This is a genomic window from Christiangramia sp. OXR-203 (assembly GCF_034372165.1).
Classification (GTDB): Bacteria; Bacteroidota; Bacteroidia; order Flavobacteriales; family Flavobacteriaceae; genus Christiangramia.
Genome location: NZ_CP139698.1, coordinates 3,244,573 through 3,260,803, shown reverse-complemented (window position 1 = coordinate 3,260,803; position 16,231 = coordinate 3,244,573). Strand labels below are relative to the sequence as shown.

The 16,231-nt window shown below is 39.5% G+C and carries 14 protein-coding genes; 7 read left to right on the top strand and 7 right to left on the bottom strand.

What is annotated here, in order from left to right:
- Window positions 1–4: 4 nt before the first annotated feature.
- Complete coding sequence (locus T8I65_RS15115; protein ID WP_322301373.1) at window positions 5–967, top strand: OmpA/MotB family protein; 963 nt, start codon at window positions 5–7, stop codon at window positions 965–967.
- A gap of 4 nt (window positions 968–971) precedes the next feature.
- The gene (locus tag T8I65_RS15110; RefSeq protein WP_322301372.1) at window positions 972–2,006 is read left to right on the top strand and encodes an NADP(H)-dependent aldo-keto reductase; all 1,035 of its coding nucleotides are present in this window, start codon (window positions 972–974) and stop codon (window positions 2,004–2,006) included.
- Here the strand turns inward: T8I65_RS15110 and T8I65_RS15105 are convergent.
- From T8I65_RS15105 to panC, 6 genes are read right to left on the bottom strand one after another with little or no spacing between them, the layout of a single operon-like run.
- The gene (locus T8I65_RS15105; protein WP_322301371.1) at window positions 2,003–3,127 is read right to left on the bottom strand and encodes a peptidoglycan DD-metalloendopeptidase family protein; all 1,125 of its coding nucleotides are present in this window, start codon (window positions 3,125–3,127) and stop codon (window positions 2,003–2,005) included. The genes T8I65_RS15110 and T8I65_RS15105 overlap by 4 nt on opposite strands.
- A gap of 42 nt (window positions 3,128–3,169) precedes the next feature.
- The gene (gene radA, locus T8I65_RS15100; RefSeq protein WP_322301370.1) at window positions 3,170–4,534 is read right to left on the bottom strand and encodes a DNA repair protein RadA; all 1,365 of its coding nucleotides are present in this window, start codon (window positions 4,532–4,534) and stop codon (window positions 3,170–3,172) included.
- 18 nt (window positions 4,535–4,552) lie between these two features.
- The gene (locus tag T8I65_RS15095; RefSeq protein ID WP_322301369.1) at window positions 4,553–5,698 is read right to left on the bottom strand and encodes an alpha/beta hydrolase; all 1,146 of its coding nucleotides are present in this window, start codon (window positions 5,696–5,698) and stop codon (window positions 4,553–4,555) included.
- Window positions 5,699–5,733: 35 nt separating this feature from the next.
- A complete protein-coding gene (locus T8I65_RS15090; RefSeq protein ID WP_322301368.1) occupies window positions 5,734–6,699 on the bottom strand; it encodes a lysylphosphatidylglycerol synthase transmembrane domain-containing protein in 966 nt (321 codons plus the stop codon).
- A gap of 4 nt (window positions 6,700–6,703) precedes the next feature.
- Window positions 6,704–7,054 (bottom strand): aspartate 1-decarboxylase, encoded by a 351-nt coding sequence (panD, locus tag T8I65_RS15085; protein WP_141879264.1) that lies wholly within the window; start codon window positions 7,052–7,054, stop codon window positions 6,704–6,706.
- 6 nt (window positions 7,055–7,060) lie between these two features.
- Window positions 7,061–7,912 carry a pantoate--beta-alanine ligase gene (panC, locus tag T8I65_RS15080; protein ID WP_322301367.1) on the bottom strand — a complete coding sequence of 284 codons (852 nt, stop codon included), beginning with the start codon at window positions 7,910–7,912 and terminating at the stop codon, window positions 7,061–7,063.
- 110 nt (window positions 7,913–8,022) lie between these two features.
- On the opposite strand from panC, the gene T8I65_RS15075 reads away from it, so the two are divergent.
- From T8I65_RS15075 to T8I65_RS15055, 5 genes are all read left to right on the top strand, one after another.
- Window positions 8,023–8,838, top strand: a complete 816-nt coding sequence (locus T8I65_RS15075; protein ID WP_141879031.1) for a glycogen/starch synthase — start codon at window positions 8,023–8,025, stop codon at window positions 8,836–8,838.
- A 47-nt stretch (window positions 8,839–8,885) separates the two neighbouring features.
- Entirely contained in the window at window positions 8,886–10,421 is a 1,536-nt protein-coding gene (locus tag T8I65_RS15070; protein WP_322301366.1) for a DUF4270 domain-containing protein, read from the top strand.
- 5 nt (window positions 10,422–10,426) lie between these two features.
- Entirely contained in the window at window positions 10,427–12,274 is a 1,848-nt protein-coding gene (gene glmS, locus T8I65_RS15065; protein WP_322301365.1) for a glutamine--fructose-6-phosphate transaminase (isomerizing), read from the top strand.
- Between the two features lie 254 nt (window positions 12,275–12,528).
- Window positions 12,529–14,040, top strand: a complete 1,512-nt coding sequence (atpD, locus tag T8I65_RS15060) for a F0F1 ATP synthase subunit beta (RefSeq protein WP_322301364.1) — start codon at window positions 12,529–12,531, stop codon at window positions 14,038–14,040.
- A gap of 10 nt (window positions 14,041–14,050) precedes the next feature.
- Window positions 14,051–14,347, top strand: coding sequence for a FoF1 ATP synthase subunit delta/epsilon (locus T8I65_RS15055; protein ID WP_322301363.1), 297 nt, complete (start codon window positions 14,051–14,053; stop codon window positions 14,345–14,347).
- Between the two features lie 74 nt (window positions 14,348–14,421).
- On the opposite strand, the gene T8I65_RS15050 is transcribed toward T8I65_RS15055, so the two are convergent.
- Window positions 14,422–16,197, bottom strand: a complete 1,776-nt coding sequence (locus T8I65_RS15050; RefSeq protein ID WP_322301362.1) for a M61 family metallopeptidase — start codon at window positions 16,195–16,197, stop codon at window positions 14,422–14,424.
- Window positions 16,198–16,231: the final 34 nt, after the last annotated feature.

Genomic DNA, 16,231 nt, shown 5'->3' with positions numbered 1-16,231 from the left:
AAATATGAAACTTAAAATTCTTACAATTTTAACACTTCTGGCATTGGGAACATCCTGTGTTTCATCGAAAAAATACAATGATCTGGAAGGTAGAAATGCAGACCTTCAGCGTGAGAATAGAAGCATGACTGAGGACCTCAATTCCTTCCGAAGTAATTCGGAAAAGCTTGGCAATGATCTTGCCAGCTTACAAAAAGAGTACGATGCTGCTACCACAGAGCGAAATGATCTTATGCAGAAATTTGCTGCGTTGCAGAAGAACTATTCCAGCCTGGAGGAATCCTATGATGCGCTGGAGCAAAACAGTTCAGCAGCCATTTTGGAGAATTCCCGTCAAAATAGAGAGTTACTCGCGCAATTAGACGAAAAAGAAGCCGACCTGATTACTGAAAAGAACCGACTGGAAAAGCTTCAAAAAGACCTCAATCTCCGTTCTCAGAGAATCGATGAACTGGAGTCTGTTATTGCAGCTAAAGACGCCAAGATGAACGCTCTTAAGAATGCAGTATCAAATGCTCTTACAAAATTTGAGGGTAAGGGATTAAGCGTTGAGCAAAAAGATGGAAAAGTATATGTTTCCATGGAAAATAAATTGCTGTTCGATTCTGGTAGCTGGGCAGTGAACCAGGAAGGAAGAAAAGCAGTTAAACAGCTGGGAAGCGTACTTGCCCAAAATCCCGATATCGCAGTTCTAATTGAAGGACATACAGATAATGTGCCTTATGGTGGTAGCGGTCAGTTAAAAGACAACTGGGATCTTTCTACTAAAAGAGCGACGTCTATAGTGCAGATCCTACGCGAAAACAACCAGATTGACCCTCAAAGTCTTACCGCTGCTGGTAGAGGTGAATATGCACCAATCGCCAATAATGATTCTGAAGCAGGAAAAGCCAAAAACCGTAGAATTGAAGTGATTCTTACTCCAAAACTGGATGAAATCACTCGCGTTCTTAATGAAATTGAATAATTAGATGAAATACAACAATCTACCAAATACCAATATTAAAGTTAGTAAGATCTGTCTTGGTTCCATGACCTGGGGCGAGCAGAATACAGAGGCTGAAGGTCACGAGCAAATAGATTACGCCCTGGATAAAGGTGTGAACTTTATTGATACTGCTGAAATGTACTCGATCCCAACGAAGGCAGAAACTCAGGGAAGTACAGAAAAAGTGATCGGGTCCTGGTTGAAGAAAACCGGAAGAAGAGATGATGTGGTGATCGCCAGCAAAGTGGCTGGTCCCGGAGATATGGTTTCGCATATTCGCGAAAATCTTGGTTTTCATAAAGAGGCCATCCAGGATGCATTGCATAATTCCTTAAAGAGATTGCAAACAGGTTACATCGATCTTTACCAGTTGCACTGGCCGGAACGTAATACCAATTTCTTCGGAAAACTGGATTATAAGCATGATGAATCTGAAGCCTGGGAAGAAAACTTTCAGGAGATCCTGGAATCTTTGCAGGAGTTTGTTCAGCAAGGGAAAATAGGTCATATAGGTTTGAGTAACGAAACTCCGTACGGACTCATGAAATTCCTTCAGGCTGCAGGAGATAAACTGCCGAAAGTAGTGACCGTTCAAAATCCATACAGTCTGCTGAATCGAAAAGACGAGGTTGGATTAACAGAAATACTTCATCGGGAGAATGTAGGCTTATTTCCGTATTCACCGCTTGGAATGGGAACGCTTAGTGGAAAGCATTTAAATGGTATTCAAAAGAACTCCCGTTTAGATCTGTTTCCGCAGTATAAGAGATATTCAAACGATCTGGCAGTCGAAGCAACCAGGAAATACAAAGATCTTGCAGATAAGCATGATCTTAGTTTAACCCATCTCGCTTTAGCTTTTGTGAATCAGCAAAAATTCGTAACCAGCAATATTATTGGTGCTACGACCATGGAGCAACTAAAGGAAAATATTGAAAGTGTTGATATCGTTCTTAGCGATGAAATTTTGAAAGAGATCGATGAGATCCATCAACAAATTCCGAATCCTGCACCCTAAATACTTGGTCTTACCAGGCTCTCATGCACATACATAGAACGATCGAGGCTATCACGAACATGATACCAATCGGCCGTTTTACCTTGTACGAACAACAATTCGCCATTTCTGGCAGTTTTCATTATTTTAGAATTACTGGCCGCTGCTTTATTCCTAAGATTTGCTTTGTTCGAATTTACTCTAAGTTGTCGCGCTATTTCATTTTCCTTCGGAATAGCACTTTCCAGGGTTTCAGTTTTATAAACAAATCCCAGCGGATCAATCGCTCCAGTATTCCTGCGATATATTCCGAAGTGTAAATGTGGAGGTGTGGTTTTTGCATTTCCGGTATTGCCAACAAAGCCAAGAGTATCGCCAGTTTTGACCGAATTTAAATTTGGTACTATACTATCCAGGTGAGCATAATATAGAGATTGAGATCGTTTAGAATCACGCAGCCAGACCTGTTTTCCACCAAGGCCTTTCTCTCCTGAAAAACCTATTCTTCCTGAAGTTGTTGCGATCACCGGCGTTCCCCGATCTGCAAAAATATCTATACCCTCATGGTCCCGGCTGCCACCATCCCGAATATCTCCCCAGTAACTACCAATATCTGCATTTTCCCCGCCAGAAACTGGAAATTGATAAGCCGGTAGTATGGCAAGTTGAATTGTAAACGGTGTATGAGCTTCAATTTCCGGCTGAAAGATCACTTTATAGAGTCCGTTTTCTTCTACTTCGTAGGAGATAGAACCATCAGGTTTAGGTTTTAAAACCTGTTCAAACTTTTTAGTTTGATTGTTACGACGATATATTTCAGTAAAAATAAGGGTGGAGGAGGAGTCGGTTTTAAAATTTGTGTTCAGGATCTCACCTGGTTTTAAATACGCCTGGTAAGAATAAATATGGAAGCTTTTAGGTTTCAAGTTTCCTGCTTCGGTATAGGGCATTTCAACTTCAATACTATCGTTTAAAGCTTTCTGAATCCTGGATTCCCAAAGACTAAATAATTCATCTGAAATATCCTGATCCCGTTGATATTTCTCTTTTTCAGAAAGACCTGAAATAAGATCTTCAGCCTTTTCCAGCTGAGAACAGCCAGAAATAAGCAAGAAAATAAAAATATACCTAAGGTTGCGCATTTGCTTCATATCGAGCTAAATATACGCAGCAATTGTGCCAGTCTATTCAAAAAGATGACTTACAACATCTTCAATTTTGGAAACTTTAATGACCCTGATATGATATTCAGATTTCGGGAATTTATTCTGTTTAGAGACCATAATGCTGGCAAAACCAAGTTTCTCGGCCTCAAGAATTCTTTGCTCGACCCTGGTTACAGGTCTCACCTCACCAGCGAGGCCAATTTCAGCAGCAAAACAGATATCTTTTGGAAGGGCAATATCTTCGTTTGAAGACAGAATTGCAGCAACAACCGCGAGGTCTATCGCCGGGTCATCCACACTAATACCGCCAGTAACATTCAGGAAAACATCTTTCGCTCCCAGCCTGAATCCAGCTCTTTTCTCGAGAACTGCCAATAACATATTCAGTCTTTTGGCATTATAACCGGTGGTAGAGCGCTGTGGTGTCCCGTAGACAGCGGTGCTTACCAAAGCCTGGATCTCGATCATTAATGGTCGCATTCCTTCCAGTGTAGAAGCGATGGCTGTTCCACTTAGATCTTCATCATTCTTGGAAATAAGTATTTCTGAAGGATTGTTGACTTCCCGGAGTCCGCTGCCCTGCATCTCATAGATGCCTAATTCATGTGTGCTTCCGAAGCGATTTTTATGCGCTCTAAGGATCCTGTATACATGGTTTCGATCTCCTTCAAACTGCAAAACGGTATCGACCATATGCTCAAGAACCTTCGGGCCAGCGATACTTCCTTCTTTCGTGATATGCCCTATCAAAATGACCGGAGTATTACTTTCCTTAGCAAATTTTATAAGCTCGGCAGTGCATTCCCTTATCTGCGAAATGCTTCCCGGAGCGCTTTCAATATAATCACTATGCAAGGTCTGGATCGAATCGATAATAACCACTTCAGGCTCGATCTCTTCTACCTGACGGAAGATATTCTGAGTCTTAGTTTCGGTAAGGATAAAACAGTTGGCAGGATTAGGGTCGATACGTTCAGCGCGCATTTTTATTTGCTGCTGACTTTCTTCTCCGGAAACGTATAATACCTTGTATTTTAGTTGCAGACTGATCTGAAGTAGTAGCGTACTTTTCCCAATTCCTGGTTCACCACCGAGCAAAGTAAGCGACCCCGGAACGAGCCCACCTCCAAGTACACGATTTAGTTCATTGTTTCCAGTATTCAGACGGTCGTGTGGTGTAGTTTCAATTTCAGCAATGAGCAACGGCCTGGCTAATTTTTTGGCTTCCTTACTGGCACTGGTTTTCCAGTCCTTTTTTTCAGGTTTAGCAACAAGCTCTTCTACTATCGTATTCCAGTCGCCGCAACTGTTGCATTTCCCCTGCCATTTTGCGTATTGTGCACCACATTTCTGACAATAGAATGTTGTCTTTACCTTTGCCATCTTCTAAATTATATTCTGCTAATAACCGAAATCTTTTTTGATTGCATCTGCCTTCTCCAGCATATAATCTGCATCCAGGAACGCGATACTTTTTTGTCCGTAGGCATTTTGATACATACGCATTGCCTTTTTGGGATTCCCGGTTTCTTCTTCATGTCGGGCTTCGAAGAATGTTCCCAACATGGTTCCCGGATAATGATCAAAAGCAAGTTTGTAAAGATCCTTATAGGCTTCCCAGTTTCGTGTTTTTTCAATAGCGTTATGAACAGCCATAAAATCGTTGATGCTTATTTGTCTTTTAAGACCATAAAGTTCTTCGATCGACTCATATTTCTCGGTAAGATATTGGGTAGGAGATATGGAAGTTTGCAGAAGGATTTCATTATAATCTTTGGTTGAAATAGGGCGGTAGATCTCAAACATGCTTGAAATTGCAGATGGTATGGCCTTACCGACCAGCGAGTAGTGAGATTCACCCGTAAATTCTTCAAATTTATAAGAAACCAGCTTATTGTTGATGCCTTTCAATTGATTATCAAAACTGGCAATACCAGATTTTAGTGCAGGAATATCCTCGTTTGAAGTTGCCAGATAGAACCATTTTTTGGATTCTGAAGATTCTAATGCATCCGTAACCCAGTTCGCTACTTCTGGAGCCAGATCAGGACTAAGATTAATATAACCTTTGAAAATAGGCTCCTGTTTAAGGAGATAATAATTGATAAAATTAGCCGTAAAATCATGCCCTACGATCATACGGAAATTTGAAGTTCTGTATTTTTGATCGAGACTGGCGAGTAATTCCATACCTATAAATTCAAAAAACTTAGCGCCTTTATCTGCAGGAAGAGAGTTTTCTCCATAGGCTGTGTCTTCCATACGAATTCCATCCTGATTGATTCCCACAACGATCATTTCAGGAATATCTTTCCAGTAAGAATAATAATCTACCATACCAGCTACGGGTTCGAACAGGTAGTCTCCATCCAGAACGACCACAACAGGGTATCTCTTCTCTGAATTCTGTTCGTAATTTCTGGGAAGTTGAATTTTAATTTCTCTTTGTTCTCCTAACTTTTGAGAGTTGACGGTCTCGTGCAAGATCTGCGACCAGCTTACTAAAGGCAGAATGAGTGCCAATAGCATGGTTGATAAACGTTTCATAGGTGTAGTATTGATTCGGACAGGAAAGGTAAGTATTATTTCCTGTTATTAAAAAGCGGTAACAGTATAAATGATAGTCCGCCAAATAACAGAACCACAGCGGTTTGAGTTGCCCAGGAGATCCAGCCAAGCGCTTCAGCAGCATGTGATTCGATCCCAAAGAACATCAGGATTCCGCCTACGGCTAATGGATAGACTCCTATGCCACCATTAGTTGCTGAAACTGCAAAACTTCCCACAACGAATGCAGCCAGAATGGTGCCTGGAGTAGCATCTGCAGTCTCTGGAACGCTTAGTTTTATTACGAAGAACATGCATAGGTACATTGACCAGATAAAGATGGTATGTCCTATAAAAGCCCATTTCTGGCGCATGTTCAGGATACTTCGCATCCCTTCCAGCAGGCCTTTTGCGAGTTTTTTTATTTTTTTAAAAGGTCCCCAGTTCGATCTTTTAATAACTGTAAGGCCTAAAACTCCGAGTACTACCAGTCCCAGAAAAATGAGTAGGGTATTCATGGGTTTAATGTTCTGATCATGCAGGTATCCTAAAAGATCGTCGGTTTGCAAAATAAGCGCAACGCCAATGATGAGCATTAGAATAAGTAGATCAGCAACTCTTTCAGAAATAATGGTTCCGAAACCTTTTTCAAAAGGAACCTTTTCATAAGTAGTTAGCGTGGCAGCACGCAAAACTTCACCAGATCTTGGAATTCCGAAGTTAGCAAGATAGGCGACCATTACTGCCATGAAACGATTTGGAAGCCGGGTGGTATAACCCATTGGTTCCAGCATAAACTTCCAACGATAAGCCCTGGAAAGATGTGAAAGCGTTCCAAGAACAAAAGAAATTGCAATCCAGAATTTGTTGGCATCAACAATACTCTGCCACAGGCTTGCACGTTCCTGGGCAGTAGAACTCTGTAATGAATACCATACTAAAAAAATCCCCAGAAATAAGGGGATACTAATTTTTAAAAACTTTTTGAATTTTTTGCTCAACGCCTTATTTCAAAAGATTGGTTTCTTCATCAGGAAATACCAATGAGGGTTTAAAGTTTTTAGCTTCTTCTATTTCCATAATTCCATACGCGATAATGATCAAAATATCGTCCTTGGCAACTTTTCTTGCTGCCGCACCGTTTAAAGTGATCTCACCTGAATTTCTAGGGCCTGGAATTACGTAAGTTTCAAGACGTTCACCGTTATTATTATTAACGATCTGTACCTTTTCACCTTCAATGATATTCGCCGCTTCCATTAAATCTTCATCGATAGTGATACTACCAATATAATTTAGATCTGCACCGGTTACTTTAACTCTGTGAATTTTGGATTTTACTACGTGAATCTGCATCATGAATTAATTGTTCAGAGCGATGTTATCGATGAGACGAATATCGTCTGCATATACTGCGATGAACGCCCTGTATTGTTTTTCTTTTTCTTTGGTTTCAATTTTTTGAAGACTATTAGCTTCAGCAATCATAAAATATTCCAGTTCCAGAACATCCTGATCTTGAAATGCCGCCTCAACCCAGTCTGTCACTTCTTTAGCACTTTTTGTGCCAAATAGCTCACTGGCAGTTTGTAGCGTTTTATAAATAAAAGCTGCTTTCTGCCTGTTTGCATCAGTTAGACGTTCATTTCGTGACGACCTTGCAAGTCCGCTATCCTCTCTTAAAATTGGGCAGCCAATGATTTCCACTGGTAGTTTTGTGAGATCTGTAAGTTTGCGAATAATCTGTAATTGCTGAAAATCCTTTTCACCGAAAAAAGCTTTATCAGGTTCCGTGGCTTCGAACAATTTTTTCACTACGGTGCCAACACCATTAAAATGTCCATTTCTAAATTTTCCTTCCATGACATTCTCCAAGCCACCAAAATCAAATTGCTGGGAAACGATCTTGCCGTCATAGAGTTCAGTCGCATTAGGGCTAAAAATCCATAAATTTTCGAATTTAGTCTTTAATAATGCGATATCCTGCTCGAGATTTCTAGGGTATTTTTCCAGATCATCCGGGTCATCAAATTGAGTTGGATTTACAAATATGGATACAACAACCTGATCTGTTTGTTGTGTGGCGAATTGAACCAGGGATAGATGACCTTCATGTAAAGCACCCATGGTTGGCACCAGTCCGATGCTCTTTTCTTCAGATTTCTTCTCGCGAATAGCCTCAAGTAAACGTCCTTTCTCCCTAAAAACCTGCATTTTATTTTAAAATTAACAGCGTGCAAACTTAATATATCTGTGGCAATCTGCATAAAATTTTGTAATTTTGCGTGTTTTTTATTCGGAAACGTAACTAAAGCAAAGAATATATGAAAGATAAGAGAGTGTTATACGTCTCGTCTGAAGTTATACCGTACTTACCTGAAACCGATATCTCATCTACTTCCTTTGAAGCTGCAAAAATGGTTAATAACCTAGGCGGACAGATAAGGATCTTTATGCCAAGATTCGGAAATATAAATGAAAGAAGGCATCAATTACATGAAGTGATTCGATTATCCGGGATGAACCTGGTGATCAACGATCTTGATATGCCTCTAATCATTAAAGTTGCTTCCATCCCAAAGGAGAGAATGCAGGTTTATTTTATTGATAATGAAGATTATTTTAAAAGGAAGGCAACTTTGACAGATGAAGATGGAAATCTCTTTTCTGATAATGACGAAAGAGCAATATTTTTTGCAAAAGGGGTGATCGAAACAGTAAAAAAACTGAACTGGTCTCCAGATATCATTCATGTACATGGATGGTTATCTTCTCTTTTACCACTTTATTTAAGAAATTATTACGGGAATGAGCCATTATTCCGTGATGCAAAAATTGTGACCTCTGTTTACAATCAAAGTTTCGATGGAACGTTAGATGAAGAACTACGTGAGAAAATTTTGTTTGATGGTTTTGAAAATGCTAACGTAAAGCATCTAAAAACTCCAAACTTCGTAAATATTTTGAAGACGGCAGTAGATAATTCAGATGCTGTAGTAATGGGTGGTGATGATGTGCCTGAAGAGTTGCAGGATTACATTAAGAAGCTTAATAAACCGGTTCTTCCTTATACCGAAAAAGAAAATTTCTCTCACGCGTATCAGGAATTTTATGACACTAAAGTATTGTCAGAATCGTAAGAAAAATTTAAATGAGATTAAATAATTTATACAGAATAACAGTCTTTATGGCTGTTATTTCCGCTTTTGTAGGGTGTGATGAAGACTTTTCAGAAATAGGAGGAGAGATCATAACCAATCCTTCGAATGTTGAAGTTCGGGAGTTCAACGTGAATGCCTACACTAAAAAGCTTAATTCAGTACAAACCAATAACTCGTCCAATTTCTTTCTGGGTGTTACTAATCACGATCTGTACGGTAAATCTGTCGCTAGTATAGTTAGCGAGTTGAGATTATCTACTTTGGATCCAGATTTTGGCGACAACATAGAACTTGATAGTGTGGTGCTTAAGATCCCCTATTATTCTTCGGAAGCAGCTACTTCAGATGATGATGAGGTAACATACGAGCTGGATTCCATTTATGGAAATGGTTCTTTCAAATTATCCATCTTCGAGACGAACTTTTTGCTGAATGATCTCGATCCTGATGCTGGTTTTGAATCGGCTCAGAGATATTATTCAGATCAAAAGCAACTATTCGAACAGAATATTGTAGGGCCGGCCATCTATGAAGAAGAGAATTTCGTTCCTTCTCCTTTGGCTTTCGATTCTTACGAAGTCGGGGAAGATGGGACCGATACTATCGCCAATACACCATCTTTCAGGATAAAACTCCCGGTGGATTACTTTGAGGCCAAAATCATTGATAAGGAAGGTTCTTCTGAATTATCTTCGAATACCGATTTCAAAAACTACTTCAGAAATTTATATATCAAAGCTGAGGAGAATGGAACCGAAGGATCACAGATCTTCTTTAATCTGAATAATCAGGATGCTAAGATCACTCTGTATTATCGTAGTGATCGCGAGGTAGATGATGAGCTTGAAGAGGGTGTTCGTGGGAGTTATACCTTGAATTTTGCTTCTGGAAACAGAGTGAATCTATTGGAGGGAGCATATCCATCTGATATTTTACAGGAAATTGAGTCGCAATCTTCAGAAACCGGTGCTGAAAATCTTTATATTAAAGGACAGCAAGGAAGTATGGCGATTATTGAGCTATTTCCAGATACATTGGTGCTTGACGATCTAAGATCACAAGATCTATTGATCAATGAAGCTACCCTGGAATTTTTTGTAAATCGTGATGTTTATGAAGGTGAAAATCCAGATAGACTATATTTGTATGACTTTACTAATAATGCTTTTCTTGGCGATTACGCGATAGATCTTACGCTAAATGCGGCAGATCCATCAGCGAGTTTGACGACTTTTTCTAGTCCGTTGCAGGTTGAAGAAGGAGAAGATGGTTATTATTATACTTTAAGAATCACTAACCATTTATCCAACATTCTGAATAATGATGGAGATAATGTGAAACTAGGACTTGTAGCAGTGCCTAATATTAATACGGTGGTATCAAGGTCAAGTCAGGGAGTAATTGCAGGTTCTTTAAATTCTGCAGTAAGAAATTCAGAAGAGCTTACCAGAATTCCTACGGGTTCTGTATTAACTCCGGAAGGAACCGTATTGCACGGTAGCAATTCCGCAGATGAAAATAAGAGATTGAAATTGAGAATATATTATACCAACTATAATTAAGAAATATGTGTGGAATTGTTGGATACATAGGGCATAGAGAAGCTTACCCTATTGTTTTAAAAGGATTACAAAGACTGGAATATCGTGGTTACGATAGTGCCGGTATCGCTCTATACGATGGTGAAGAGCTGAAGATGTGTAAAACGAAAGGTAAGGTAGCCGATCTAAAGCAGAAATTCGAGGAGGAAGTTACTACAAATGGAACTGTAGGAATTGGTCATACCAGATGGGCAACTCACGGTGAGCCGAATGATATAAACTCTCATCCTCACTATTCAAATTCCGGTGACCTAGTTATTATACATAACGGGATTATTGAGAATTATGATTCTTTGAAAAAGGAATTGAAAAAACGTGGTTACACTTTTAAAAGTGATACCGATACTGAAGTATTGGTAAATCTTATCGAAGATGTGATCATAAACGAAAAAGTGAAATTAGGTAAGGCAGTTCAGATTGCTTTGAACCAGACAATAGGTGCCTATGCGATTGCTGTGTTTAATAAAACGAAGCCAGACGAAATTGTAGTAGCGAGACTTGGAAGTCCGTTAGCTATTGGAGTGGGAGAAGATGAGTTTTTCGTAGCATCAGATGCATCACCATTTCTAGAATTTACTAATAACGCGATCTATCTGGAAGACGGAGAGATGGCAGTTATTCGTAGAGATAAGGATGTAAAAGTGAGAAAGATTCATGATGATTCACTAGTAGATCCTTATGTGCAGGAATTGCAAATGAACCTGGAGCAGATCGAAAAAGGTGGTTACGAGCATTTTATGCTGAAGGAAATTCATGAGCAGCCAAATGCAATTAGCGATACCTATAGAGGTAGAATGCTGGTAGATCAAGGCATCATTAGAATGGCCGGGGTAGATGATAATATGGAGCGTATTGCGAATGCAAAACGTATTATTATTGTTGCTTGTGGTACATCATGGCATGCAGGTCTGGTAGCAGAATATATTTTTGAAGATATCGCAAGAATTCCTGTAGAAGTAGAATACGCTTCAGAATTTAGATATAGAAATCCAGTGATCTCAGAAAACGATGTGGTTATTTCCATATCCCAGAGTGGTGAAACTGCAGATACTATGGCGGCAATCAAGCTAGCCAAAGAAAAGGGAGCTTTCACTTTTGGAGTTTGTAACGTTGTAGGATCTTCAATTTCAAGAGAAACTCACGCAGGAGCTTATACACATGCTGGGCCAGAAATTGGTGTTGCTTCCACAAAAGCGTTTACAACTCAAATAACAGTGCTTACATTAATGGCTCTCAAGCTTGGAAAGTTTAAAGGGACCATTTCTCATAGCGATTTCCAATTCCATTTACAGGAATTGGAGCGAATTCCAGAGAAAGTTAAAGAAGCACTTAAGTCTGATGAACTAATTCAGGAGGTTGCGGCTAAATATAAAGATGCTCCAAACTGTCTTTATTTAGGTAGAGGGTATAATTTCCCTGTAGCGCTTGAGGGTGCTTTAAAACTAAAAGAGATTTCTTATATCCATGCTGAAGGTTATCCTGCGGCAGAGATGAAGCATGGACCAATCGCATTGATCGATGAGCAAATGCCAGTGGTAGTGATTGCTACAAAGAAAGGACATTACGAAAAAGTAGTGAGTAACATACAGGAGATTAAATCCAGAAAAGGAAAGATCATTGGTATCGTTACTAAGGGAGATGAAGAAGTTAGAGATCTTGCAGATTATGTAATTGAAGTTCCGGAAACTATGGAATCACTTACTCCTTTACTTACAACGATCCCATTACAGTTATTATCCTATCATATTGCAGTAATGCTTGGAAAAAATGTGGATCAACCACGAAACCTTGCAAAGTCTGTTACGGTAGAATAATTGTTTGACATATTAGATAAAATAGCCTCTTCGATCGAAGAGGCTATTTCGTTTTAATAAGATTTTTATCGTGGCTTAACCTTGGAAATTCAGGCATTTTTAAAACATTAAAAACTTCTCTTTATTTCAATCTGTTTTTTCAGAGAAAAATTTATCTTTGCACCCTGAAAATGACCTATTTCTGATTTATCAATTTTGAAATCAAGCAAGTAGGTATTTGAATTTTACGTAATAAAATTAAAAGAATTAGATAAATGTCTAAAGTCACAGGTAAAGTTGCCCAGATTATTGGTCCTGTAGTTGACGTTGTGTTCGACTCAGAAAACGCTGAACTGCCAAAGATCTACGATTCTTTGGAAATCGCCAGAAAAGATGGTTCTACTTTAGTTCTTGAAGTACAATCACATATTGGAGAAGATACTGTAAGAACGATCTCTATGGACTCTACTGACGGTCTTAGCCGTGGTGTTGAGGTTCTTAATACCGGAAATCCTATTCAAATGCCAGTTGGTAAAGATGTTTACGGACGTCTTTTCAACGTTATTGGTGATGCGATTGACGGTCTTGGAAACTTGCCAAAAGCAGGAGCAGATGGATTACCAATTCACCGCCAGGCGCCAAAATTTGAAGATTTATCTGTGTCTACTGAAGTTCTGTTTACAGGAATTAAAGTAATTGACCTTATCGAGCCTTATTCTAAAGGTGGTAAGATTGGACTTTTTGGAGGTGCAGGAGTTGGAAAAACGGTACTTATTCAGGAATTAATTAATAACATCGCGAAAGGTCATGGTGGACTTTCTGTATTTGCAGGAGTTGGTGAACGTACTCGTGAAGGGAATGACCTTCTTAGAGAGATGTTGGAATCTGGAATTATAAAGTACGGTGACGATTTCATGCATTCTATGGAAGAAGGCGGATGGGATCTTCAAAAGGTAGATAAAGAAATCATGAAGGATTCTAAAGCAACCTTCGTATTCGGACAAATGAACGAACCACCTGGAGCACGTGCGCGTGTTGCCCTATCTGGTCTTACAATTGCGGAATATTTCCGTGATGGAGCTGGAGAAGGTCAGGGGAAAGATGTTCTTTTCTTCGTAGATAATATTTTCCGTTTTACTCAGGCTGGTTCAGAGGTGTCTGCACTTCTTGGACGTATGCCGTCAGCGGTAGGATATCAGCCAACGCTAGCAACCGAGATGGGTGCGATGCAGGAGCGAATTACTTCTACTAAAAACGGATCTATTACATCTGTACAGGCGGTTTATGTACCTGCAGATGACCTTACCGATCCAGCACCGGCAACAACATTTGCCCACCTGGATGCTACAACGGTACTTTCTCGTAAGATTGCTGAGCTAGGTATTTATCCTGCGGTAGATCCTTTAGATTCTACTTCAAGAATCCTTACTCCAGATATCTTAGGAAATGAGCATTATGACTGTGCACAGAGAGTAAAGGAGCTTTTACAGAGATATAAAGAGCTTCAGGATATTATTGCTATTCTTGGTATGGAAGAACTTTCCGAAGAAGATAAGCTTGCAGTATCCAGAGCAAGACGTGTTCAACGTTTTCTTTCTCAGCCATTCCACGTAGCAGAGCAGTTTACTGGTCTTAAAGGTGTGCTTGTAGATATTAAAGATACTATCAAAGGTTTCAACATGATCATGGATGGAGAGCTTGATAAGTATCCGGAAGCGGCCTTTAACCTTAAAGGAACCATAGAGGAAGCGATCGAAACTGGTGAGAAAATGCTTGCTGAAAACTAAAATTAGTTAAATGTATTTAGAGATAGTTACTCCAGAGGCGGTAGTATTCAGAGCTAAAGTAGATGCTGTGAAAGTTCCAGGAAATGATGGTGAATTTCAAATGCTGAACAATCACGCACCTATCGTATCTGTTCTTACTGAAGGCGATGTAAAAATCGACCTTGCAGCCGGAAGCACGAACGAGATCAAAGCTAAGGATCAGTCGGCTTTTAGAACGGAAGGAAACAATACTGAAGTTTTGTACTACACCATTAAAGGTGGAGTTCTTGAAATGAAGGATAATAAAGCTATTATTTTAGCTGATTAATATTCTCATTCTTATAAAATTAAAAGCCTTTCATTTCTGAAAGGCTTTTTTTATGAGCATTTTTGACCTGTTAATTATTTAGATTCCAGCCATTTCTTTCGGTTCTCTAATTGTTCTTTCGAAGCATTTTCAGATAATGTGATCTTGTATTCAGGATCTGCTGAAAGTTCTACAGAAGTAGTTTCAGTCTCTCCAAATCGCTGATACGCGAGCTTTATCTTTTTACCTTCAGCAGTACCGGCTATCATTTCCTCCATTGCTTTTGAAGTATTTACTGGAGTTCCATTTACTGAAGTAATCAAATCTCCTTCGTCCAGGCCAGCTACGTAAGCAGGACTTCCTATTACAGTATTTCGACTAATTTCCAGTCCATTCTCAGTTTCCCGAAAACTAGCTCCAAAATGATTCTTTTCGACCTCCTGTGTAATGCTAACACCAACTTGATCGAACAACTCCTTATATTCCGGTTGTCCACCAGTTCTAATATGCTTTGCAAAGAAATTATTTGAAAATTCTTTGCCCGCATATGCTGTAAGTGTATTTTCAATATCCTCCGTATCGTAAGCAACTTCATTCTTGCCATACTTCTGCCACATCATTTTCATGAAATTATCGAGATTCAGATCTTTTTCTCTTAGAGAAAGATCCAGTGCGAGACCAAGGATACTTCCGTAGGAATAATAGGAGATAAAAGTGTTTTCACGATTTACAGGATCTACAGACTTGGCTGCATCTACAAATGGTGCCTGCATGCTCATTTCCATAGGATTAAAATACTGGGTAGCTGGTGAATTCCAGACATAATTGAAAGTTCCGGAAAGCCCTTCTATATATTCTTTTTCTGAAGTGATGCCTGCACGATGCAGGATTAATCCGGTATAATAACTGGTGAAACCTTCAGCAAACCACAAGTTTCGACTCATATTTACTTCAGAAAAACTGAAAGGTTCCAGATCCGCAGGGCGAATACGCTCCACATTCCATCCATGAAAAAATTCATGAGCAACGGTGCCAATATTACCTTTCATTCCACCATCTGCCAGAGCATCTGTCTTTGTAAGAATCGTACTGTTGCGATGTTCCATTCCGTCGCCGCTGGCATTTGGCATATAGCAAGCCAGGAAAGTATATCGTCCATAATCATAATCTGGTAATTCGCCGAAAACGGCTGCTTCCTGTTCTACGATCGCTTTAACCTGCTCAAAATATTGCTCAAGTTCAGCTTCAGTTCCCTGATGATGCAGCACAAATTCAATTTTCTGACCATCATGCTCGAAACTTTTGACTTGATGATCGCTGATCTCTATCGGGCTATCCATAAAATAATACAGATCTGGCGCTTTAAATGTATTCTCATTGATCTTCTCAAGCTGCGTAGCGATCTTCCAGTCTGGTTGATCCTGAAGATCGATCTGTAACTCAATATCACGATCTTTCAATTCTTCGGAATACATGAAGGTGGCTGGAATATTTAAATGAGCATGGCTGGCATCAACCTGAGAATAAGTGCCATCTCCGCGATTTGCGTAGAGTATATACTCTATGTTAACGTTGCCATCTGTATTCTTTACCGTCCAGGAATAAGGATTCTCTCTAGTAATTTCTAATTCTTTTCCCTCGCTATTGAAAGCTTTGAAGCCGTACACGTTTTTAGCAAATTCATGCAGGGCGTATCTACCAGGAGAAGTACGGCTCATTCGTACAGTTAGTTCTTGTGATTTTATCTTCGGAAATGTTACTTCTATTTTTGCTTCATGATGAACAGCATTGCTGAAGGAAATTTTATAAGTGTTTACCTGTGAAGTTGCTGCCATGGAAGTTAATAGCAGTAACATTAATAATGATCGCATAAATTGAAATTTTAGGTAGCTAAATTTAAGAGAA

What these genes read in the sequence shown, in the direction of transcription:
- T8I65_RS15050 (WP_322301362.1), bottom strand. Translation starts at nt 16,197, where the DNA reads ATGCGATCATTATTAATGTTACTGCTATTAACTTCCATGGCAGCAACT.
- panD (WP_141879264.1), bottom strand. Translation starts at nt 7,054, where the DNA reads ATGCAGATTCACGTAGTAAAATCCAAAATTCACAGAGTTAAAGTAACC.
- atpD (WP_322301364.1), top strand. Translation starts at nt 12,529, where the DNA reads ATGTCTAAAGTCACAGGTAAAGTTGCCCAGATTATTGGTCCTGTAGTT.
- T8I65_RS15105 (WP_322301371.1), bottom strand. Translation starts at nt 3,127, where the DNA reads ATGCGCAACCTTAGGTATATTTTTATTTTCTTGCTTATTTCTGGCTGT.
- T8I65_RS15075 (WP_141879031.1), top strand. Translation starts at nt 8,023, where the DNA reads ATGAAAGATAAGAGAGTGTTATACGTCTCGTCTGAAGTTATACCGTAC.
- glmS (WP_322301365.1), top strand. Translation starts at nt 10,427, where the DNA reads ATGTGTGGAATTGTTGGATACATAGGGCATAGAGAAGCTTACCCTATT.
- radA (WP_322301370.1), bottom strand. Translation starts at nt 4,534, where the DNA reads ATGGCAAAGGTAAAGACAACATTCTATTGTCAGAAATGTGGTGCACAA.
- T8I65_RS15055 (WP_322301363.1), top strand. Translation starts at nt 14,051, where the DNA reads ATGTATTTAGAGATAGTTACTCCAGAGGCGGTAGTATTCAGAGCTAAA.
- T8I65_RS15115 (WP_322301373.1), top strand. Translation starts at nt 5, where the DNA reads ATGAAACTTAAAATTCTTACAATTTTAACACTTCTGGCATTGGGAACA.
- T8I65_RS15095 (WP_322301369.1), bottom strand. Translation starts at nt 5,698, where the DNA reads ATGAAACGTTTATCAACCATGCTATTGGCACTCATTCTGCCTTTAGTA.
- T8I65_RS15070 (WP_322301366.1), top strand. Translation starts at nt 8,886, where the DNA reads ATGGCTGTTATTTCCGCTTTTGTAGGGTGTGATGAAGACTTTTCAGAA.
- T8I65_RS15110 (WP_322301372.1), top strand. Translation starts at nt 972, where the DNA reads ATGAAATACAACAATCTACCAAATACCAATATTAAAGTTAGTAAGATC.
- panC (WP_322301367.1), bottom strand. Translation starts at nt 7,912, where the DNA reads ATGCAGGTTTTTAGGGAGAAAGGACGTTTACTTGAGGCTATTCGCGAG.